The sequence below is a fragment of the Thalassospiraceae bacterium LMO-JJ14 genome, from assembly GCA_021555105.2.
Lineage (GTDB): Bacteria > Pseudomonadota > Alphaproteobacteria > Rhodospirillales > Casp-alpha2 > UBA4479.
The window spans coordinates 1452399-1473201 of the sequence record CP134604.1 but is presented as its reverse complement, the minus strand read 5'-3'; the positions used below and the strand labels follow the sequence as shown (position 1 = coordinate 1473201).

At 58.0% G+C, this 20803-nt stretch carries 15 protein-coding genes and 1 pseudogene; 4 read left to right on the top strand and 12 right to left on the bottom strand.

Annotated features, from left to right (window positions below; genetic code table 11):
• Nucleotides 1–39: 39 nt before the first annotated feature.
• Complete coding sequence (gene speA / locus L2D14_07130; GenBank protein WNK01193.1) at nt 40–1971, bottom strand: biosynthetic arginine decarboxylase; 1932 nt, start codon at nt 1969–1971, stop codon at nt 40–42.
• Nucleotides 1972–2076: 105 nt separating this feature from the next.
• Here speA and speB point away from each other — a divergent pair, with 105 nt between their 5' ends.
• Complete coding sequence (speB, locus tag L2D14_07125; GenBank protein WNK01192.1) at nt 2077–3054, top strand: agmatinase; 978 nt, start codon at nt 2077–2079, stop codon at nt 3052–3054.
• Nucleotides 3055–3111: 57 nt separating this feature from the next.
• On the opposite strand, the gene L2D14_07120 is transcribed toward speB, so the two are convergent.
• From L2D14_07120 to L2D14_07095, 6 genes are all read right to left on the bottom strand, one after another.
• Nucleotides 3112–3975: an amidohydrolase family protein gene (locus tag L2D14_07120; protein WNK01191.1), complete on the bottom strand. Its 864-nt coding sequence runs from the start codon at nt 3973–3975 to the stop codon at nt 3112–3114.
• Between the two features lie 26 nt (nt 3976–4001).
• Complete coding sequence (locus L2D14_07115; GenBank protein WNK01190.1) at nt 4002–5327, bottom strand: FAD-dependent oxidoreductase; 1326 nt, start codon at nt 5325–5327, stop codon at nt 4002–4004.
• A 9-nt stretch (nt 5328–5336) separates the two neighbouring features.
• A complete protein-coding gene (locus L2D14_07110; GenBank protein ID WNK01189.1) occupies nt 5337–6155 on the bottom strand; it encodes an ABC transporter permease in 819 nt (272 codons plus the stop codon).
• Nucleotides 6152–7009: an ABC transporter permease gene (locus L2D14_07105; GenBank protein ID WNK01188.1), complete on the bottom strand. Its 858-nt coding sequence runs from the start codon at nt 7007–7009 to the stop codon at nt 6152–6154. The genes L2D14_07110 and L2D14_07105 overlap by 4 nt, the downstream gene beginning before the upstream one ends.
• Nucleotides 7006–8097 (bottom strand): ABC transporter ATP-binding protein, encoded by a 1092-nt coding sequence (locus tag L2D14_07100; protein WNK01187.1) that lies wholly within the window; start codon nt 8095–8097, stop codon nt 7006–7008. Before L2D14_07100 ends, L2D14_07105 begins: the two co-directional genes overlap by 4 nt.
• A 108-nt stretch (nt 8098–8205) precedes the next feature.
• The gene (locus tag L2D14_07095; GenBank protein WNK01186.1) at nt 8206–9270 is read right to left on the bottom strand and encodes an ABC transporter substrate-binding protein; all 1065 of its coding nucleotides are present in this window, start codon (nt 9268–9270) and stop codon (nt 8206–8208) included.
• A 151-nt stretch (nt 9271–9421) separates the two neighbouring features.
• Here L2D14_07095 and L2D14_07090 point away from each other — a divergent pair, with 151 nt between their 5' ends.
• Nucleotides 9422–10348 carry a LysR substrate-binding domain-containing protein gene (locus L2D14_07090; GenBank protein ID WNK01185.1) on the top strand — a complete coding sequence of 309 codons (927 nt, stop codon included), beginning with the start codon at nt 9422–9424 and terminating at the stop codon, nt 10346–10348.
• A 12-nt stretch (nt 10349–10360) separates the two neighbouring features.
• Here L2D14_07090 and L2D14_07085 read toward each other — a convergent pair whose 3' ends face one another.
• From L2D14_07085 to L2D14_07065, 5 genes and pseudogenes are all read right to left on the bottom strand, one after another.
• The gene (locus tag L2D14_07085) at nt 10361–12085 is read right to left on the bottom strand and encodes an AMP-binding protein (GenBank protein ID WNK01184.1); all 1725 of its coding nucleotides are present in this window, start codon (nt 12083–12085) and stop codon (nt 10361–10363) included.
• 313 nt (nt 12086–12398) lie between these two features.
• Nucleotides 12399–13835, bottom strand: a complete 1437-nt coding sequence (locus tag L2D14_07080; GenBank protein ID WNK01183.1) for an NAD-dependent succinate-semialdehyde dehydrogenase — start codon at nt 13833–13835, stop codon at nt 12399–12401.
• Nucleotides 13836–14508: 673 nt separating this feature from the next.
• Nucleotides 14509–15513 (bottom strand): annotated as a pseudogene (locus L2D14_07075) (acetyl-CoA C-acyltransferase).
• Between the two features lie 366 nt (nt 15514–15879).
• Complete coding sequence (locus tag L2D14_07070) at nt 15880–16755, bottom strand: SMP-30/gluconolactonase/LRE family protein (protein WNK01182.1); 876 nt, start codon at nt 16753–16755, stop codon at nt 15880–15882.
• Between the two features lie 142 nt (nt 16756–16897).
• A complete protein-coding gene (locus L2D14_07065; GenBank protein ID WNK01181.1) occupies nt 16898–18061 on the bottom strand; it encodes an acyl-CoA dehydrogenase family protein in 1164 nt (387 codons plus the stop codon).
• 312 nt (nt 18062–18373) lie between these two features.
• Here L2D14_07065 and L2D14_07060 point away from each other — a divergent pair, with 312 nt between their 5' ends.
• Together L2D14_07060 and L2D14_07055 are read left to right on the top strand one after the other, a co-directional pair.
• A complete protein-coding gene (locus L2D14_07060; GenBank protein WNK01180.1) occupies nt 18374–19192 on the top strand; it encodes an SDR family oxidoreductase in 819 nt (272 codons plus the stop codon).
• Nucleotides 19193–19379: 187 nt separating this feature from the next.
• Nucleotides 19380–20777 (top strand): PLP-dependent aminotransferase family protein, encoded by a 1398-nt coding sequence (locus L2D14_07055; GenBank protein WNK01179.1) that lies wholly within the window; start codon nt 19380–19382, stop codon nt 20775–20777.
• The last annotated feature ends 26 nt before the right edge of the window (nt 20778–20803 follow it).

Below are 20803 nucleotides of genomic sequence, written 5' to 3'. Positions count from 1 at the left end.
GCATGACGCCCCGGCGGGGGCATGCCCCGCGCGGCGGGGTTACGCGGACGACCCCGGCTTCGGATGGCGCAGGTACGTGTAACTGTCGAGACAGGCTTCGTAGAAGTCGACCAGCTTGACGCCGTCGCGCGAGCGCAGCTTGCCCGCCGCCACGGTGGCGTCGACCATGGCTTTGACCCGTTTCGCCATGGCGTCCGGGCTGTATTGCATGACGGACAGGACCTGACCCGCGGACGAGCCGCGCACGAATTCCTCGATGTAAAAGCCGGAAGGATCGTCCGGGTCGGCGAAGATATGCGCTTCGTTCAGGCGGCCGAACAGGTTGTGCATATCGCCCATGACGTCCTGGTACGCCCCGGTGAGAAACAGGCCGATGTAGTAATTTTCGCCCGGCGTGAGCGTATGCAGGGGCAGCGTGTCGCGATTGCCGACATCGCCGATGAAGCGGGTGATCTTCCCGTCGCTGTCACACGTGATGTCCGCCAGCGTACAGGCGCGCGTCGGCTCCTCGTTCAGTCGCGACAGCGGCGCCACCGGCAGCACCTGCTCGATTGCCCAGCTATCGGCCGCCGATTGAAACAGGGAAAAGTTGCACAGGTACTGCGACGTCAGCATGCCGTTCACATCGCGCAGGTCTTCCGACACGAAATCCTCGGTCTTGATGCCCCCGGCGACGGCGCGCATGAGCTGCCAATACAGACTTTCGCCGCGCGCCAGTTCCTCGAGCCGCAGCACCCCCAGTTTAAAGCCGTGCAGGATGTCGTCCATCAGGACCACGCCTTCGTTATAGACATCCTGGTAGTTCTTGTCGGCGTTCAGGTCCGCCAGCAGATCGCGCATGTTCTCAATCAGGATGTGCTCGCCTTCCACCGGGTCCGTGCCGATGGGATTGGAGCCGTTGGTGATTTCCCCGACCACGCGCATGACGACGCAGGAATGATGCGCGGTAACGGCGCGCCCGCTTTCACTGACCAGGATCGGTTCCGCCACCTCTTCCAGCTCGCACATTTGTTTCACCGCGAAGACCACGCCGCGCGCATAGTCCGCCATGGTGTAGTTCATCGATGAATGCCCGCTGGAACGTGTGCCGTCATAGTCCACCGCAAGCCCGCCGCCGATGTCCAGGTATCTGAGCGGCACGCCGCGCTTCACCAGCCGCGCATAGATGCGCGCCGCTTCCTGTACGGCGTCGCGCACGAAGCGGATATCCGATAACTGGCTGCCGGCATGGAAATGCAGCAGTTCGATATTGTCGGCGTATCCGCGCTCCTGGATGACCTTCACCGCATTGAGGATTTCTGAGATGGTCAGGCCGAACTTGGCGCGCATACCGCTGGATTCGCTCCACCGGCCTTCCGCCTTGGCCCGCATCTTCACCCGCAAGCCGATGATCGGCGCCACGTTCAATTCGTCGGCGAGATCAAGCAGGGGACCGATCTCGCTGAACTTCTCGATGACGACCACAACCTTGCGGCCCAGCTTGCGACCGAGCAGAGCCAGCCGCAGGAAATCTTCATCCTTGTATCCGTTGCAGATGGTCAGGGCCTCGGGCCCGGTGTCATAAGACAGCACCGCCATGAGTTCCGGCTTCGACCCTGCTTCCAGGCCGTAATGATACGGCCGGCCGGCTTCGACGATTTCGTCCACCACCTCGCGCATCTGGTTAACCTTTATCGGGTAAACGCCCCGATACGGCGCAGCGTATTCCATTTCCTCGATGGCATCGGAAAAGGCCGTATTCAGCTGGCTGACCCGGTTGCGCAGAATGTCGTGAAAGCGCATGACGACAGGGAACTGGACGTTCTGTTCGCGCAATTCCTGGACCACGTCCGCCAGAGAGATGGAGACATCCTTGTCATTGACGGTCGGCTGAATGCGCAAATGCCCGTCGGCACCGACCCCGAAATAGCCGTCGCTCCAGCGCTGGATCCGGTATAGATCCTCGGCGTTGTCCGAAGTCCAATCTGTCATGGATGGCATCTCCCTTTGCTTCGCCCTTTATACCCATGCGCGTTGTATGAATGCCAGCCGCATGCGATAACGAAACAGTGAAATTTACACGATCGAGTGCTTCTGATGGGCAGTGGTGACGACGGTGATCAGGCGTTCCGCAAGGACGCCTTGTTGGGACGCACGGCGGAAATGACCTACGCCGGTGCGCTCAGTTTTCTGCGCCGCCGCTATACCCGGGATTTAACAGGCGCCGACGTCGCTGTCAGCGGCATTCCTTTCGACGGCGCCGTCACATACCGCCCCGGCGCCCGGCTCGGTCCGCGCGCTATTCGCGCCGCATCCGTGCAACTGGCCGAGTTGAAGGCGTTTCCCTTCGGTTTCGATCCCTTCGACACGCTGGCCGTGGTCGACATGGGCGATTGCTTCATCGACCCGCATCATCCGGAGACAGTGGTCGAGACGATCACCGCTCACATCGCCGGTATCCTGGCGGCGGGCGCGATGCCCCTCAGTCTCGGCGGCGATCATTTCGTGACGTATCCGATACTGCGCGCCATCGCCGAAGCCCACGGTCCGGTGGCGCTGCTGCACTTCGACGCCCATTGCGATACCTGGGACGACGACGGTGAGCGCTTCGACCACGGCTCGATGTTTCTGCGCGCCAAGAACGAGGGCCTGATCGATGTTTCGCGCTCCGTGCAGGTCGGCATCCGCACGCACAACGATTCCGATCACGGGTTTGAGATCCTGAGCGCGCCCTGGGTGCACCGGCACGGGATCGACGCCACCCTCGCGGCCGTGCGCGAGCGTATCGGCGATGGCCCCGTTTATCTGACATTCGATATCGATTGCCTGGACCCGGCCTTCGCGCCCGGTACGGGCACGCCGGTGGCCGGCGGGTTGTCGTCGGCGGAGGCCCTGGGCATCGTGCGGGGACTGGACGGTCTCGATCTCGTCGGCGCCGACGTCGTCGAAGTGTCGCCGGCCTACGATGTCTCGGAAATCACCGCCATTGCCGCCGCAACAATCGCCCATGACATCCTTTGCGTCGTCGCGGCTAAAAAAGGCGCCAACGCCCATCCGACAGGCCGCCTGGCCTGACAGGTTTTTCCGGCCGGATTTTCTTCTGAACCGAAGATTTGCCCGCCGTTCTCTATTCTAGTCCAGACCCAGCAAGCGGGCCGCATTCCCCCCCATCCACTTTTTGCGGACTTCGTCCTTGAGCGGCAGCGCATCGACATCGGCAACGGCCTGCTCCACCGGCTGCATGGGATAGGCGGAACCGAAGATCATCTTGTCCTGGAGAACCGTATTCCCGTATTGCAGCAACGGCTCATAACCCGAATGCGCGACACCCAGGTATTTCGGCCGGACCGCGACGATGCCGATGTAGACATTGGCGTGACGCCAGGCGACGCCGATCAGTTCGTTGATCCACGGGAATCCCGGCGGCGATGCGACAACACGCAGTTCCGGGAAATGGACCATCACTTCGTCGAGATGAATAGGATGGCCGTACTTCATTTCCGTACTCGACGAGAAATTGATGCTGGCATGGATATTCACCGGTATATCGAGCTCGATACACTTGGCGTAAAGCGGGTACATCTTGGGGTCGTTAATACATAATTTGTGCTCGAAGCATTGCAGGTTCAGTCCCCGCAGCCCCAACTCGCGGACGGCAAACTCCAGCTCGCGGATCGCTGCCATGCCCTTGTTCGGATCGACGCCGGCAAAACCGATCACACGCGGGCCGTGTTGATCGCAGAACGCCGCGACATCTTCGTTCCGGATCTTGAGGCCGAACGTGGTTTCGAGATCGCGCGCCTTGATAACGATATGTTCCGCGCCGACGCGGTCATACATGGCGAACCACTCGGCCAGTGCTTCCGGTCCCTGTGCCGCATCATGGCGGCCCGCGCGCTTCTCGCTGCTTGCATAAATCCGCCGGTAGTTTTCCAGATGCGCCTTTTGCGGCGGGTTGAAAGCTTCAAGCGGCGGTGAACTGCCGTAATCGATCATGTGATCCCCTTCCCGAAATACCGGCGTCAGCCGAACGCCCGGTCCCATTTATCCATGGTTTTGAAGTACACGCCAACCGCCGGCAGGAACCAGGTCTTGCCGGTGTACATCGGCTTGGTTGGAAACGGCAGGCCGTCGAACGCGCTTTTCTCGTTGGCACCGGCGATGGCGGCGCCGATCCGGTAGCCCAGATAAGACATCATGGCGACACCGCTGCCGTTGCACCCGGCGGCATAGTAAATACCGTTTTCCCGGCCGATGTGCGGCAGGTGATCGAAGGTCATGGCCACCATGCCGGTCCACGAATGCGTGACGCGGACCTTGGCCAGTTCCGGGTACAGCCGGATCATGCGGGCATACAGTCTGCGCCCGGATTCCAGGGGGTCTTGCGTAAAGAACGTCTCGCGGCCGCCGAAAATGATGCGTTTGCCGTCCGGCGACGCCCGGTAATAGGTAAGCACCCGTTTGGTGTCGTTGATGCTGCGGTCGTTGACGATCAGGCGCTTGATCAGCTCCGGGTCCAGTTCCTCGGTGGCGATGATGCAACTGGCAAGCGGGATGACCCGGCGTTTCAGCCACGGACTGGGCTCCTGACTATAACCGTTGGTCGACAGCAGCACGTCGGCGGCGCGCAGTTCCGTCTTGCCCGCCGTGACGCGAAAGCCGCTGCCGTTCGGCTCGATCGACGTTACCGGGGCATGCGCGCAGAGCGTTATCCCCGGGCGACGGCGGCAAGCGTCGAGCAAACCCCGGTGGTACAGGGCCGGGTGCAGTTTCCCGGAACGTTCGACGACCATGCCGCCGTGATAATAGTCGGTGCCGATTTCTTCGCGCTGGCGCTCGCGCGGGACCATGCGGCATCCGGCTTTGCCGTCGTGATCGAGCACCGGCATCTTGGCGGCGAGGCTGTCGTAATGGCCGCGCGTGAAGGCGGCGACGAAACGCCCGCCGATGGTCAGATGACAATCGATGTTTTCCCGCTTCACCATCATCTGTATGCGGTCCATCGACTGCGATGCCTCGTCGAGCAATCCGTTGTAACGTTCCTGACCCAACGTCGAGATCAGCGGTGACGGCTTCGCCGCCGACGGCCCTTTGCCCAGGTTCAGCCCGCTGCTGACGTGACCCCCGCTTCGCGTACTTGCCCCGTGGCCGAATTCCTTCGCTTCCAACACGGTTACCTTGAAGCCGCGGTCGGCCAGCTCGATCGCCGCGTTGAGTCCCGTGTAGCCGCTGCCGACGATGGCGACGTCCGTCTCGTCGGGGACCGGCGAAGATCCGTCGGCCGTCGGCGAGGCGGCGAGCCACCAGTAGGGATCCGTCGAAATGTCGGGGTGAAAAATGTCGTCCATGATACGGCCTTACGATTTAAAGGGAGAAACCCCGGCGCCCAGTCTGTGTGCAAGAAACAGAACAACGCCGACCAAAACGATTTGCAGAACCGAAACCGCCGAAATGGTCGGATCGATCTCCGAGATGATGTTTTCGAACATTTTCTTCGGCAGCGTCATGTTGGAGCCGCTCAGGAACAGCGCGATGATCAACTCGTCGAACGACGTGATGAAGGCGAGAAACGCGCCGGAAATAATGGCCGGCTTGATCTGCGGAAACGTGACCGTGAACACGGCGCGCAAGCGGCTGGCGCCGAGGCCCATGGCCGCGTGCTCCTGCGACACGTCGAAGTTCCGCAGCGCCGCGCTGACGACCAGCACGACAAACGGAATGGCGTACACCGTATGGCCGACCATGACGCCGTACCAACTGCCGATCAGCCTCAGATCCGCGAACAGACCGTAAATCGCGACGGCGATGATAATATTGGGGACGACGATCGGCGCCGCCACCAGGCGGTCGACCCAGGCCTTCCCCGGATATGTGCCGCGCACCAGACTGAAGGCGACCATCGTGCCGAGGGTCGTGGCCAGGATCGTCGTTCCCACGCCCACCTGCAGGCTGACGATTGTCGCTTTAATCCAGGACGGCGTCTTGAAGTACTCCTCGTACCACTGCAGCGAAAACCCCGGCGGCGGGAACTGCAGATAACTCGCCGAACTGAACGACAGCGGAAAGACGACCACAATCGGCAGCATCAGGAATATCAGCACCAAAGCGCAGTACGTACCGAGAACGATCCGTCCCCAGTTGCGTCGGCGTGGCCGCCTTTCATCCGTTCGCGTCATGCCAGATTCCTCTCCGACTTCATGAGCCACTTGAATGTGCCGTAAACGATGAGGGTGAACGTCAACAACGCCACCGACAACGCGCCCGCGAACCCCCAGGCCAGGAACTCGGTCACGAACTGCTCGATCAGGACGGCAATCATCGTTACGCGGCCGCCGCCAAGCAGAACAGGCGTGATGAAGAACCCCATCGAAAGGATGAAAACCAGACTCGCACCGGCCAGCACACCCGGCATCGTCATCGGAAAATAGACATGCACGAACGCCCGCCACGACGGCGCCCCCAGTCCGAAGGCCGCCTGCATCAGGTTCGGATCCACCCGCCGCATCACGGCGTACAGCGGAAACACCATATAGGGCATTAACACGTGGACCATGCCGACGAGCACAGCCGGCGTATTGTAAAGCAGGCTCACCGGTGCATCGATGATCCCGAGCGACAACAGTGCTTCGTTGATGATGCCGCGACGGCCGAGGATCACCATCCACGCGTAGGTGCGCACGAGTATGCTGGTCCAGAACGGCATCAGCAGGCAGAACATCCCGATGGCCCGCCACGTGGGCGTTGCCACCGTCAGAAAATAGGCGAGCGGGTACGCCAGCAGGAACGAGATGACGGTGACCAGCAATGCAATCTCGAAGGTGTTCAGCAATACCGTGACGTAAAGTTCGTCGGTGAACGCTTTTTCGTAGTGCTCGAAACTGCCCGACTGCACGGACAGCAGCATCAACTGCACGACGGGCACCGCAAACAGGATCAAAAGGAATATGACCGCCGGCAAAGAGAGAGCTATCGGCCCCGCGTGCTCGCGGAGCGCGCCGGTTCGCCTGAAGCATGTCAGCAATGTGCTCACGGCTTCGCCTCGACAATCAAATGCGCATCCGCCGCCGACCACCCGACATTGATGCGCGACCCGACATCCAGGCGCACTTCGCCGAGTCTCGTCTGGCGGTGCATCAGCACGTCTTCGCCAGCACCGGTCTCGATACGGAGTTTCTCGGACTGGCCCAGGTACACGATCTCTGCGACCTCGCCGCTGATGCTGTTCTCCGCCTCTTCGCCTTCCCCAAGGAGTTGCAGCCGTTCAGGCCGGACAAGCACCACGGCGTCGGTGCCGGCATCGGGAATATCGTCGCCGACGACACGGAATAGCCGGCCCGCTTCGTCCCGGACCGCGGCTATCTGTTTGTCTCGTCCCTCGACACGGCCCGAGAAGAGGTTGGATATGCCGATAAAGTCGGCAACGAACCGGTTCGCGGGTTTCTCGTAAATTTCATGCGGGGTTCCCAACTGCTCGATCCGGCCCTTGTTCATGACAGCAATGCGATCCGACAGGATGAGGGCTTCTTCCTGGTCATGAGTCACGAACAGGGACGTCAGGCTGAGTTGTTGCTGGAGACGCCGGACTTCGAGCTGAATCTGTTCGCGCAGTTTCCGGTCCAGTGCGCCGAACGGCTCATCGAGAAGAAGAATGCGCGGATCGAAGACGATGGCCCGGGCGAACGCAACGCGCTGTTGCTGCCCGCCCGATAACTGGCGGGGCAGTCGTTCTTCATACCCGCCAAGTTCAACAATGCCGAGCGCCCACTTGACCCGCTTCGCCACATCCTCCTTGGCTGTCTTACGCATTCGGAGAGGAAACGCGACGTTCTCGGCAACCGTCATATGCGGAAACAGCGCATAGTTCTGGAACACCATGCCGATATCGCGCTTCGCAGGCGGCAGATATGTAATATCGCGGCCCTGCAACAGGATTTGACCGGCGTCCGGTTCCGCAAAGCCGGCAACCAGACGCAGCAACGTGGTTTTGCCCGATCCACTGGGGCCGAGGATGGTCAGCAACTCGCCATTGCGAACCGATAAATCGACCCGGTCCAGCGCGGTCACGTCGCCGAATGTTTTCAGCGCCTGTTCAAGGCGAAGATCGGTCTCATTGGTCATTTCTGATCTCTGTCAAAGGTGGTCGCGGCGTGTGCTCATGGCATGGAAAGCCGTCATCGACCGGGAGGCACGCTTGATAGCCGCCCCCCGGGTCGACGAATCGGGTGCTTACTGGTTTTTCAGCATCCACTTGTTCCAGCGCTCATGAACGTCCTGTCCATGATCGCGCCACCAGACCGTATCCGTCCAGACCTGCTTGGAGATGTTGTCCGGATGGGTCGGCAGGTTCTTCGCCAGCTTCTCGTTCACGTACTTCGGCGAGTCGAGATGCAGCCCCGGATAACCGATTTCCTCGGCGTATACGGCCTGGCGTTTCGGGTCGGTCATGACCGCCAGATACTGCTGCGCCCAACACGGATGCGGCGAGCCCTTCGGGATGCCGTAGGCGCTGAGTTTGATCAAGCCCTGGTTCCACTCGATCGCCATCGGCGCATCGTCCTTGATCAGATTGTAGAAACGGCCGTTCCAACCGGATGCGAGCACAACTTCGCCGTCCAGGAGAAGCTGCGCCGGCTGCTGACCCGACTTCCACCAGACCGTAATATTCGGCGCGATTTCGTCCATCTTCCTGAAGGCCCGGTCAACGTCGAGCGGATACAAATCCCCCGGCGCCACACCGTCCGCCATCAATGCGTATTCAAGATTGTCGACAGGATGATTGCGCAGCGACCGCGGTCCCGGGAATTTCTTCACGTCCCAGAATTCCGCCCACGTGGTGGGGTGGCCGTTCGGGAAGGCTTTGGTCGAATATGCCATCACCGTCGAGTACGCGCTCTTGGCGAACCAGTCTTCAAGTTCCTGCGCTTCCTTCGGGAAGCGTGAGCGGTCGACGATTTTCGGGTCGATCTTCATCAGCAAACCTTCATCGACCGCCGTCAGCACGTCCTGGCCGCCAATTTCCGTGACCGTCCATTCGACGTTACCCGACGTCACCATCGCCTTCAGCTTGCCGAAGTTGGTCGGGCTGGTGTCAATCACCTCGATCCCGTGGATTTTTTCGAAGTCCGCGCTAAAGGCCTTACGCATGGCGTTCGCCATCGCGCCGCCGGATGCATTCACGACAATCGAGTCCGGTTTTTCGCCCGGACAAACTTCGGCTGCATGCAACGGCGATGCCGCGACAAGACCGCTCAGTGCCAGCGCCCCTGCGCCTATGGTTAGTGCTCTAATCATTTTCAGAAACCTCTCTGTTTCAGCTTGTGGATACCTGTGCTGCCCGTTCCGCGAAGCAGTCGTTCGTATGGTGGAATTATCACAACAGCGAGACTTCATTCGGTCAAATATTCAAATTTGCCAAGTTCATAACCTTATTCTATGGTTTGTTATGGCTACCGTACGTCAGTTAGAGGCACTCCGCGCCGTCATCGATTACGGCACCGTGACCGCCGCGGCCGATGCTCTGGGCTTGTCGCAACCAAGCGTCAGCAAGTCGATTTCGCTCCTCGAGCACTCCACTGGCCTGAAGCTTTTCGAACGCCGCAGGCGCCGTCTGTATCCGACGGCGGAAGCGATGACGCTCTATGGTGAAGTCGACAAAATGTTCCTGAGCCTGACGCGTATCGTCGGCATGTCGCGGGAACTGAAATCCCTCACCACCGGTCAGGTCAGCATCGTCGCGTCGCCGGTTCTGGGGTTCAATCTGCTGCCCGACTGCATCGGATCGTTTCGTTCCGATCATCCCAACGCGAATATTTCGCTGCACGTTCACGACGCCGGTGTCGTTGTTCAGTGGATCATCGCACAGCAGGCGGATGTCGGTTTCGGATGGAACAGCATCGACCATCCGGCGGTCAGCAGTCAGCCGCTGTGCGAACTGGAAGCGGTGCTGGCAATGCCCGTCGATCATCCGCTTACGAAACGCAAGGTCTGCAAACCTTCGGACCTGGAAAACGAGACGTTCCTGAGCTTCAGCCGCGACACCCGGACGCGTCACAACATCGATACGATGCTCGACCGGTACGGGATATCGGTAAACAGTCCGGTCGAAGCCTATATGTCGGAATCCCTGTGTGCCATGGTCTCGTACGGTAGCGGCATTTCGCTGGTGAACCCGCTGTCGGCCGAGACACTGGAAACACGCGGGCTTCTCGCCACACGCCGGTTCGAGCCCGCCATTATCATGCCGCTCCGCACGCTTCGGCCACGCAACCGCCCGAAATCCATGATGTGCGATCGGTTCGTCGAACACACCCGCGAGCAGCTAAGCCGGAAGCTGAGCGCAAACAAGCTGCCCGGCAAAATGAAGGGCTGACGGGATGTTCGGCTAGCGCTGGCGCTTTTCCTCGCCGTCCCACGACCCTTCGCGCAGATCCGGTTTCGCGGCCTTGAGGACGTTCTTGGAGATCTTGCCCGAAGGCGTGCGTGGAAACTTTTCGACAAACTCCACGTATCGCGGCACCTTGAACGGGGCCAGGGTTTTCTCGCAAAAGGCAATGACGTCTTCTGCACGGGGCGGTGCATCCGCCTGCTCGGCAATGACATATATCTTCACGTCTTCGCCGCGCGTTTCATGCGGCACGGGTACGGCGGCGACATCGCGCACGCCCGGCGCCTGCGCCGCGACGGACTCGACCTCGCGGGCCGAGATGTTTTCGCTGTTGCGGCGGATCATGTCCTTGATGCGCCCGACGATGTAGAAAAATCCGCGCGCATCGCGGCGAAACAGGTCGCCGGTTCTGAACCACTCGCCGAAGAACGCGTCACGTGTCGCTTCGGGTTTGTTGTAGTAACCCAGCAGGATATTCGGACCGCGCACCACAAGCTCGCCGATTTCACCGTTGGGCACTTCATTGCCTTGCTCGTCGACGACCTTGCATTCGCGGAACGCGCACGGCATTCCGCATGACCCGGACCCGATCATCTCGACCGCTTCGAGCGGCATGAACATGGAAGCGCCGATTTCGGTCATGCCGAAGGCTTCGCGCGCCTGAACGTTGAAGCGGTCCTGGAGATCGCGATGAATCTCTTTTCGCAGCCCGTAAATATTGACCCGGCGCAGCGCGTTGTTGCGGTCCTCGGGATGGGGCGGCTGGCGATAGAACATCTCGTTGAACAGGCAAAAATGAATGTCGTAACGGCGCACCCACTCCATGAAACGGCTGGAACTTTGGCGGCGCGCCACGAACAGGGTACCGCGTTGATAAAACGCCATGAGCGTCAGCCATTGCGGGTCCATATAATAGTACGGCGTCGATGCGAGGATGTTCTTGTAGACCAGTCCATCGCGCCGCGCCGCGACCTTTGCGGTGCCGGTCCAGTAGCTGTGCCGCAGCAAACAGCCCTTGGGGAACCCCGTGGTGCCGGATGTGTACTGGATGTTCATGATGTCTTCGGGGCCGGGCGGATCGTCGTATACGAACGCGGCATCGCCGCCGGCCATGATGTCCGCATGGCAATGATACGGCTTGTCGCCGTCACTCTCGCCGACCGTAATCACGCGTTGATCGCTCAGAACTGCCGGGCGCTCCTGCATGCCTTCCAGACACGGCAAAAGCTGCATATCGATCACCAGCCATTCGGCATCGCTGTCGTTGAGTATGTAATCGAGTTCACGCGAGGAGTACCGGTCGTTGACCGGCACCATGACCGCGCCGAGACGCCCGAGCGCCAACCACGTTGTCGGGAATGCCGGCACATTGCCGGCGATCATGACGGCGACATGGCTGCCTTTGCGGATGCCCAGCTTATGAAGGCCGTGCGCCAGGCGGTTTACGTTGTCGTGGATCTGACGGTACGTTTCGCAGACGCCATCCTCGAAGAAATGCCAGGCCGTCTGGTCGGGGACGTCCGCCACGACGTCATCCAGGACCTGTACGATATTGACGGGCAGCGGTTCGCTCTCGATCTGGCGCTGACGGGCGAGCGCGTCACGAAAGTGCGCATCGATCAAATCGGATTCTTTAAGCCCCTTGCCGAGAATCTCCAGAATCGATGGCGTTTCACCGTCTTCTGTGCGTGCCGGCAATCCGTCTTGATGTTGTGTCGTCATTGTTTTCTCGAAATGAAGTTCAACGTGGCTCCATCATCGCGGCTGAAAACATTCATTCAAATATTAAAAAATTCAATCATCATGCATTTAATCTATATTCGACGGTCCGCTGCCGCCTGCCCGTCCCTGTCAAATCGCTCCGCCTCGTTCCGTCGCGCCCTGCTTTCATCGATCAAACACTGCCCGGGCGCTACCGGGCATTCTGGCGACGGCGGTGTTCACCGTCGCCAGAGACCCGGCGGAACCGGAAAAAGATATTATCGAACGGGTGCGAAATCCGGACGGCTGGAATGCCGGCCTGCACGCACGCGAATTACATCTGCGTCGAGACAAACCGGGTTTCGAGATAAGCTTCCAGCACGTCTGCCCCACCTTCGGTGCCATAGCCGGAGTCCTTGATCCCGCCGAACGGCACCTCGGGGAGTGCCAGCCCAAGATGGTTGATCGTGAGCATGCCGCTTTCGACCTCGCGCCCCAGCCGGTCGGCCGTCTCGCCGGACTCCGTAAAGGCATACGCCGCCAAACCGTACGGCAGGCGGTTGGCCTCCTGAACGGCATCGTCGTAGCTTTTGAAACGATTGACCACCGCCACCGGTCCAAAAGGTTCCTCGTTCATAATCTCGGCATCGATAGGCACATCGCTCAGTACCGTCGGCTGAAAGAAATAGCCCTTGTTGCCGACCCGCTCGCCGCCGCTCACCAGACGTGCGCCCTTTGATGTGGCGTCGTTGATCATGGCTTCGATGGCCGGGATGCGGCGCTCGTTCGCCAGCGGCCCCATGTCCGTGTCCGCGTCAAGGCCGTTCCCGACCCTGGCGCTTTGCAGCGCGCCGGAAAATCCTTCCAGGAACTTGTCCGCGATCTTGTCTTGAACCAGAAACCGGGTCGGCGAAATGCAGACTTGCCCGGCATTGCGGAGCTTGAACGACGCCATCGTCGCGACCGCCTTGTCGATGTCGGCATCGTCAAATACCAATACCGGCGCATGGCCGCCCAGTTCCATGGTCGCCCGCTTCATATGGCGGCCGGCCAGCGCCGCGAGATGCTTGCCGACGGGCGTTGAGCCGGTAAACGATATCTTGCGGATGACCGGATGCGGGATCAGGTATTCGGAAATCTCCGACGGCACGCCATAGACCAGGTTAATCACGTCAGACGGCACACCCGCGTCGGCAAAAGCACGGACCAGTTCCGCCGGGGATGCCGGCGTTTCCTCAGGGGCCTTGATGATGATCGAACATCCGGTGGCAAGCGCTGAACACAGCTTGCGGACAATTTGGTTGACCGGAAAATTCCACGGTGAGAAGGCTGCGACCGGGCCAACCGGCAACTTCAACGTCATTTGCGTCACGCCGTCGGCGCGCGCCGGAATGACACGGCCGTAGGTCCGGCGGCCTTCTTCGGCAATCCAGTCGACGGTATCCGCCCCGGCCAGAACTTCAAGCGCCGACTGCGCAAGCGGCTTGCCCTGCTCGCGCGTCATCAGCCATGCGATTTCGTCCTTGCGCTCACGCAGGATGTCCGCGGCGCGGCGCATCACCTTGTAACGTTCAAACGCCGGCGTTTCCCGCCACACCCGGAACCCCCGCTCGGCAGCGGCGAGCGCGTCGTCCAGATCGGGTGCGGTTGCGTGTGCAAGGCGCCCGATTTCCTCTTCCGTCGCCGGATCAATGACCGGTAATGTGCGGCCTTCTTTGCCGTCGCGCCATTCGCCGGCGATGTACAATTTAACGTCAGGGTATTCAGGCATGTTATTGCGTTCCGATTTCTGTTTGATCCAGCGCGGCACTTTTCAATATATCTGAACGCGAGGCAAGCTGCCTGCGGCACATAGAGCGGCCTGCTCTATGCACCCCTGGGGCTTTCGTCGACCAGTTCCGCCAGTGTCGGAGACTTTGAGATTGGTAGCCCGGGGACAGGACCACCTGCCAATACGGCTTTGAACAAGGGATCGAACGAGCAAAACGCAAATCCCCCCGGAATCTCTTTATCTTGCGTCTATCTCGTTCGACTGCTCCTCATTGGGCCAAGATAAACAGCTTTGCATAACGCTCATCTTCGGGATGAAAGGACCATCCTAACTAAGATTGAATTTGCCCGATTTCATGTTGTACGAATTTCCGCGTATCCGGGTTTATCGCGCATCTATCTCCTCAGTGTTCCATTTTCGGGTATGAGAAGAAACTTTAAACCACTGGATAAGAGGTTATCCTTTCTATCAGCGCCTTAAGAGGGCGCTGGTGAAAGGGAAGCTCCCACGGCAGCAACAGTTGCAGGTCTGCCGCAACCATACCCCATCAAACCGCCCATCATTTTGAACCGAATGCAGATGGTCGCAGTCAAATCAAACTGGCTTTCAGACGGCGCGAACCAAAGGGGGCTCATGAATAGGATATTTCTCGGTCCTTGGAGGTCGACTGCTCCTACCGGGTCGCTAATTCTTTTAACGAAACACGCTCCAGCAACAGTGCGATCCCTTGCCCAACCCCAATGCACATCGCGCAAATAGCAAAGCGACCGTTTGTCCTGCAAAGTTGAGCCGTGGCTGTAGCAACAAGGCGTGCCCCGCTCATGCCCAAAGGATGCCCTAAAGCAATGGCACCACCGTTTGGATTTACGTGAGAAGCATCATCAGCAACCCCCAATTCCCTAAGCGAAGCAAGCACCTGCGCCGCGAATGCCTCATTGAGCTCGATCACATCGATTTGATCCAGTTTAAGCCCGGTTTTTTGGAGCAACTTTCTGATCGCTGGAACCGGCCCAACACCCATGACCCGTGGCTCTATTCCGCTTACTGTGGCAGCTACAATGCGAGTACGTGGAGTCAACCTGCAGCGTTGCATCATGGTCTGTGATGCAATGACAAGCGCGCAGGCCCCATCGTTCATACCGGAAGCGTTCCCGGCGGTCACTGTCCCGCCTTCACGGAATGGCGTTGGCAACTTGGCAAGGGCTTCTATGGTCGTTTGTGGGCGGCAGTGCTCATCATTTTCCACTGTGGCTTGAGCACCTTTTCCCTTTGACACCAGAATCGGGACAATCTCATCTCGAAGTACACCGGACTCATATGCCGCTGCCGCCCGCTGTTGCGAGCGCAGTGCATATGCATCTTGGTCTTCTCTCGAAATTCCATATGCCTCGGCAACATTTTCCGCGGTTTCAGGCATGGCATCTGTTCCATAGCGTTCAGCCATCAAAGAGTTGACGAACCGCCACCCCATTGTCGTATCGTGAACTTCGCAACTACGTTCAAAAGCGGCCGATGCTTTCGGTATGACAAACGGTGCGCGCGACATGCTCTCGACCCCGCCGGCGATCACAAGATCCACGGCCTCGGCAGCAATCCCGCGAGCGGCCGTCGCAACCGCATCGAGACCGGAACCGCAAAGTCTGTTAACCGTAATACCGGGGACGCTAGTCGGGTAGCCGCGCTATTTCCACCGTTCTTGGACCCTGGCATACCAATGCTGCCTCAAGTCTCCGTCATGGGGCTTACATTTTCAGTATTATGTTATCTAGCCCACATGATAATCGTTGTGATAGTCCGACTGTTCCACCGTCAAATCTTGTCACAACGTGGGTTGAAGCTGGTACAACTGGCGACTGGCTGGGCGTTTATTGTATATGGCTTCGCGTTCTTCACGCTAGTTCAGTAGACGCCGTTAAAATGGCAGTGCTGGCAAACAAATGAGAACTCGTCTCACGGTTCTCGGGAAATGTCCGCTTTCTCGCGAAAACTAGCCGAACCTTTGGCCATCCGTACTTTTCCGCTTATGACCCTGAGCAGACTATAATTAGCCGCCGAAAGAATACACGGGGCTTCCCTTGATGCCTGTCGAAACGGCCAGCAAACCCCCTGCCATAGGTTGCTCGGATAACACTTGATCGCTGAGTTTCTGGCGTGCCGAAGTTATGAATAATGTCGTCATATCTGGGCCACCAAATGCGGGCATAGTCGGCTGAGTAACTGGCAAATGAATAACCTGTACAGCTTTTCCGTTGGGCAACCTACGAATAACCCGCCCCCCGCCATACATTGCCGCCCAATACCCCCCTTCCTTGTCAATCGCCGCTCCATCGACGCCACCCTCTGAATCCCGGTCGAAATGAAAGAGGACCCTTTGCATTAACAACCGGCCCGATCGCAAATCAAAGTCATACGCCCAAACCACATTCTTTCTTGTGTCGGCATGATACATAATCTCATTATTTGGCGACCATGCTATGCCGTTTGGTACCCGATATTGAGATGCGATTTTGGTCACCGTTAAGTCTGGATCAATCCGATATAAGCTTCCAGTTTCAAGATTTGGATCCACTTTATTCATGGTCCCAAGCCACAGCCTGCCGGCGACGTCACATTTTCCGTCATTTGGACGATTGCCGTCTATATTGGCCTCAATGGAGACAATCAGCCGGCATTCCCCGGATTCTGGGGAAAATTCATATAGGCCATCCTCAAGCGCTATTACCAACCCGCCCTTACGGCGCATAGCAATCATTCCTGGGTGACTCGGCAATTCCCATGTAGAGGTTTCTGCGTTCTCAAAAGTGGTGCGGTGAAGGCGTTTGCAAACAATATCAATCCAATAAACAGCATTATCAGCAGCAGACCAAACTGGGCTTTCGCCAAGCAGCGCTCTTTGGTCGGATATGCAGCGAACCTCCATCTTTTTTATTTCAACAACGCTTCATAGCGCGCTTCAAAAACATCAGCGCCGCCTTGCGATCCCGATGTTTCGTCGCGAGAACAGGACCGAACCGTTTCCACCAGTATCGTACCATCTCGTGGCATAAGTCGGTCCCAACGAGTCATCGTTGTAGCGTCGAGTCGAAAGACTCACCAAATTCAGCCTGACCGATGATTTGTGCGGAACGGTCGTGGCCAGCATGCAGAACATGTGTTTCCAAATCGCGAATGTATCGGTTCAAGGGATACTCGTCGAACATCGCCGTCGATCCCGATGCGTGGATAATTTTGTGTGAAATTTCAAATGCCACTTGTGCCGCCATGGACTTGGCCGCAATGGAGATCAACTCGGCTTCAGCGACTGATTTGGTTTTCCACGCACGGATAGCATCGTGGAACAGCGACTCAGCCGCCATTAGAGAAATAGCCATTTCCCCTGTGCGCATCTGGATAATGCCGTCCTTACCCTTGCCGCGCCCGCCGACGTATTCCAGATACCACTGATACATCCCCTCCGCCGTACCCAGATAATTGGCGGCGAAACCCAGATGGAATTTTCCCTGCAACCGGGACTTCGGATAATCTCCCGGCGCCCCAAGCACGTTGCGGTCTTCGATAAAGACATTATCGAGTGTAATGATCGGGCTGGAAGCGCAACGCATGCCAGCCGGACGATACCAATCCAGATCGACGCTCACCCCTTCCATGTCGGGTTCGATCAAGAACATCTGATGGTTTTTCAGGTAATCATCGACCCCCTCTAGCGCGGCATAGATAATGGCGTAGGACATGGTCGGGCCATTGGTCGCGTAGTTCTTTTCCCCATGCACGATGAAACCGCCATCGACCTTTCTGGCTGTCGTGTTCATCATATACATGTGCCTGCGCTTTGCTTCGGACCCGACCGCGGAAACCAGCATCATCTTGTCCTTACCCGGCCTGACATATCGATCAATCTGGTCGGGTGTGCCGAATTCAACGACCTGCCACAGCGCATGATTTTGCAATTGAAAACAATGCGCCGTGCCGCTGCAGCCGCGGGCGACAACCCGAACGGCTTGCAGAAACGTCGAAGGGTCGTCCGTAGTCAGATTCATGCCCCTGCCGCCCAGTTCTTCGGGTACCACGGCCATCAGCCAGCCCCGCTCAAACAAGGTTTGCAAATTCTCCATCGGCATATCCGCATTTTCATCATACGCCCTGCCACGGGGACGGAACTCCTGCACCGCGATCTGGTGTAATTCTTGAATTTCATCGCTGTTGAGCGCGTCTACCGGATCAATCATTTGCTTCCTCCGAATGGTATCAATTTATTATTAATGTACTGTAGCTTAATGAACAATTTTACAGAACATGAATTTAGCTGTTTCCCCCTCCAATTTGGCTATTAAGCCGGATATTTCTTGTTTATAGACACCTGGACAAGGAATTCTGAGTACTATCCCTGCAAGATCGGCATTTCGTAGAAAGCCAATATACAGTATCAATTTGATATATTATATCGTGATACATTTTGAACCGAGTGCTAGTATTCATTATTTGCCATTTGGCACCTGAAATGTGTACTCCGCCACTAAGTATCTGGAGACATTAATGAAATGAACAGGATCACTGAACCGGCCGAGGAGCTGTTCGATTTTACCGGGCGGCATGTTTTTGTTTCCGGAGGAAGCACCGGAATTAACTTCGGAATCGCCGAGGCGTTCGCGAAGTGCGGTGCCGACGTTGCCCTTATCAGCCGCAACAAGGATCGGGTTGATGCTGCCGTCAACGCACTTCAGGTGCATGGCGGAAAAGCGTTCGGCGTGGCGGCCGACGTGCGCGATGCAGCGGCAGTGGAGGCCGCTCTCCAAGCAAGCCACAAAGAATTTGGCGACATCGATGTGCTTGTATCGGGTGCAGCGGGCAACTTCTTTGCCACCGCAACCGGAATGTCTACTAATGCCTTCAAGGCTGTTGTCGACATTGACCTGATCGGCAGCTTCAATGTTCTGCGGCTCGCGCATCGTTTCTTACGCCGCCCCGGTGCTTCGGTCATCAACGTTTCCGCCCCTCAGTCAGTGAACCCGACCAGTCACCAGGCGCATGTCTGCGCCGCGAAAGCCGGAGTCGATATGTTGACCCGGGTTTTGGCAATTGAATGGGGCGCTGAAGGGCTTCGAGTGAATTCAATCATGCCGGGGCCGATAGAAGGCACGGAGGGACTCGAACGGATAGCGCCGACAGCCGAGGCAAAATCACACATGCTTTCGGTTATTCCCATGGGCCGATTCGGCACAAAACAGGATGTTGCCAACATGGCGCTGACGCTTTCGTCAGAATTATGCGCATTCGTCACAGGCACGGTCATTCCCGTCGATGGCGGCAGGTATCTGTCCGGCGGCGCAGGGTATCTGCAAACCCTGGAAAATTCTTAAAAACGCTTTTAAAACAATGATATATTCTCAACGCCCCAACCCTGGAACTTGCCGCATACAGAACCGCCGTTGCAATTGGAAATCCTGGACAGAACGCCAGATCATGGCGTCCCGCTCTGCAGTGAATCCAAAGGGCTTTATGTCATCGCCTTTTTGAGTGCATGTTCAAAGATAAGGGGGCTTGAGAATGGACGTAGCGCTAGACATTGACCTGAAGAATGTCGATGGGCCGATCTATCTGGCAATTGCCAATGCATTCGCCGAACTGATCGAAAGCGGAGAAACGCCGGCCTACACGCAGTTGCTGCCGCAGCGGGAACTCGCGCGACGTCTTGGCGTGACCGTTGGCACGATCAATCGTGCCTATGACCTTCTGAAAAAAAGGCAATTGGTCGACAGTACCGTGGGCCGGGGAACCTTCGTCCGCGCCTTAAATAATCCATCAACACCAGCGACAGGACGCGAAGAAACCCGTAACGCCTATAGCCACAAGACCAATCTCGCCTGTTTCCGCATCCCGGTGAATGGCGTAGACAAGATCATCAGCGACGCCGCGGCGGAAGTCGTCAACCGGGGCGCCGTTTTCTCGTTGCAAAAATTCCGGCCAACCGCGGGTCTGCTTTCGCACAGGAAAGAAGGCGCGGAATGGCTGTCTCGTTATCAACTCGAAGTTGCGGGGGCAAACGTTCTCGTTTGCGGCAGTGGACAGCTTGCGCTGAACGCCATCGTACAGGCCCTCGTCCCGGATGACGGCGTTTTGATGACCGAGGATCTGACTTATGCGGGATTACGCGCGCTCGGCATGAGCCAGGGGGTTTCCTTGCTGGGGATAGAAACCGACGAACACGGTATCATCCCCGATGCCCTCGATGAGGCGCTGCGCAAGGGCATCTCGCAGATCATCGTTCTCCAGCCGACGCTCCAGAATCCGACGGCATCGAGCATGCCGCTGGAACGGCGGATGGAAATCGCGAAAATGGCCGAGAAATATGATCTGGTGATCATCGAGGACGATATCGCCGCCGGGATGATCCATGACAGGCTGCCGCCCATTGCCTCTTTGGCGCCAAGAAACACGGTGTATTTGAACAGTGTCTCGAAGTGCATCAGTCCCGCTCTCAGGCTGGGGTATATCGCTGCACAGCAACCTTATCTGGGGCGAGTCGAACGGGCCTTGCAGTCCCTGGCTCTGTGTCCGCCGGCATTCATTCCGGACATAATGTCGGTCCTGATCACATCGGGCGAAGCGGACCGGATTGTCCGGATGACACTGGAAGAAACGAATATTCGCAACAATATCGCACAGGAATATTTCACCGAGAGCGAGTTATGCACGCGGCCGGGATCGTTTTTCGGCTGGTTAAAACTACCGGCGAACTGGTCATCCGATAGGTTCGTTTCTTCAGCCATGAATGCCGGTGTCTTGGTCAATGACGGCGATTATTTCCGTGTTGGCAAGACTAAAATGGAAAATGCGGTGCGGGTTGTGACCGATGGCGCCATCGATCAAAGTGTGCTGCGTACCAGCCTTACAAGACTGAAAAATCTGCTTCAATCACACTCCGAACCAGACATCTTCGTCTGAGTCTGCCCAAACTTCCGGGCCGCAAC

Coding starts and splice junctions, on each gene's coding strand:
- speA (WNK01193.1), bottom strand. CDS start 1,971: ATGACAGATTGGACTTCGGACAACGCCGAGGATCTATACCGGATCCAG.
- speB (WNK01192.1), top strand. CDS start 2,077: ATGGGCAGTGGTGACGACGGTGATCAGGCGTTCCGCAAGGACGCCTTG.
- L2D14_07120 (WNK01191.1), bottom strand. CDS start 3,975: ATGATCGATTACGGCAGTTCACCGCCGCTTGAAGCTTTCAACCCGCCG.
- L2D14_07115 (WNK01190.1), bottom strand. CDS start 5,327: ATGGACGACATTTTTCACCCCGACATTTCGACGGATCCCTACTGGTGG.
- L2D14_07110 (WNK01189.1), bottom strand. CDS start 6,155: ATGACGCGAACGGATGAAAGGCGGCCACGCCGACGCAACTGGGGACGG.
- L2D14_07100 (WNK01187.1), bottom strand. CDS start 8,097: ATGACCAATGAGACCGATCTTCGCCTTGAACAGGCGCTGAAAACATTC.
- L2D14_07095 (WNK01186.1), bottom strand. CDS start 9,270: ATGATTAGAGCACTAACCATAGGCGCAGGGGCGCTGGCACTGAGCGGT.
- L2D14_07090 (WNK01185.1), top strand. CDS start 9,422: ATGGCTACCGTACGTCAGTTAGAGGCACTCCGCGCCGTCATCGATTAC.
- L2D14_07085 (WNK01184.1), bottom strand. CDS start 12,085: ATGACGACACAACATCAAGACGGATTGCCGGCACGCACAGAAGACGGT.
- L2D14_07080 (WNK01183.1), bottom strand. CDS start 13,835: ATGCCTGAATACCCTGACGTTAAATTGTACATCGCCGGCGAATGGCGC.
- L2D14_07070 (WNK01182.1), bottom strand. CDS start 16,755: ATGGAGGTTCGCTGCATATCCGACCAAAGAGCGCTGCTTGGCGAAAGC.
- L2D14_07065 (WNK01181.1), bottom strand. CDS start 18,061: ATGATTGATCCGGTAGACGCGCTCAACAGCGATGAAATTCAAGAATTA.
- L2D14_07060 (WNK01180.1), top strand. CDS start 18,374: ATGAACAGGATCACTGAACCGGCCGAGGAGCTGTTCGATTTTACCGGG.
- L2D14_07055 (WNK01179.1), top strand. CDS start 19,380: ATGGACGTAGCGCTAGACATTGACCTGAAGAATGTCGATGGGCCGATC.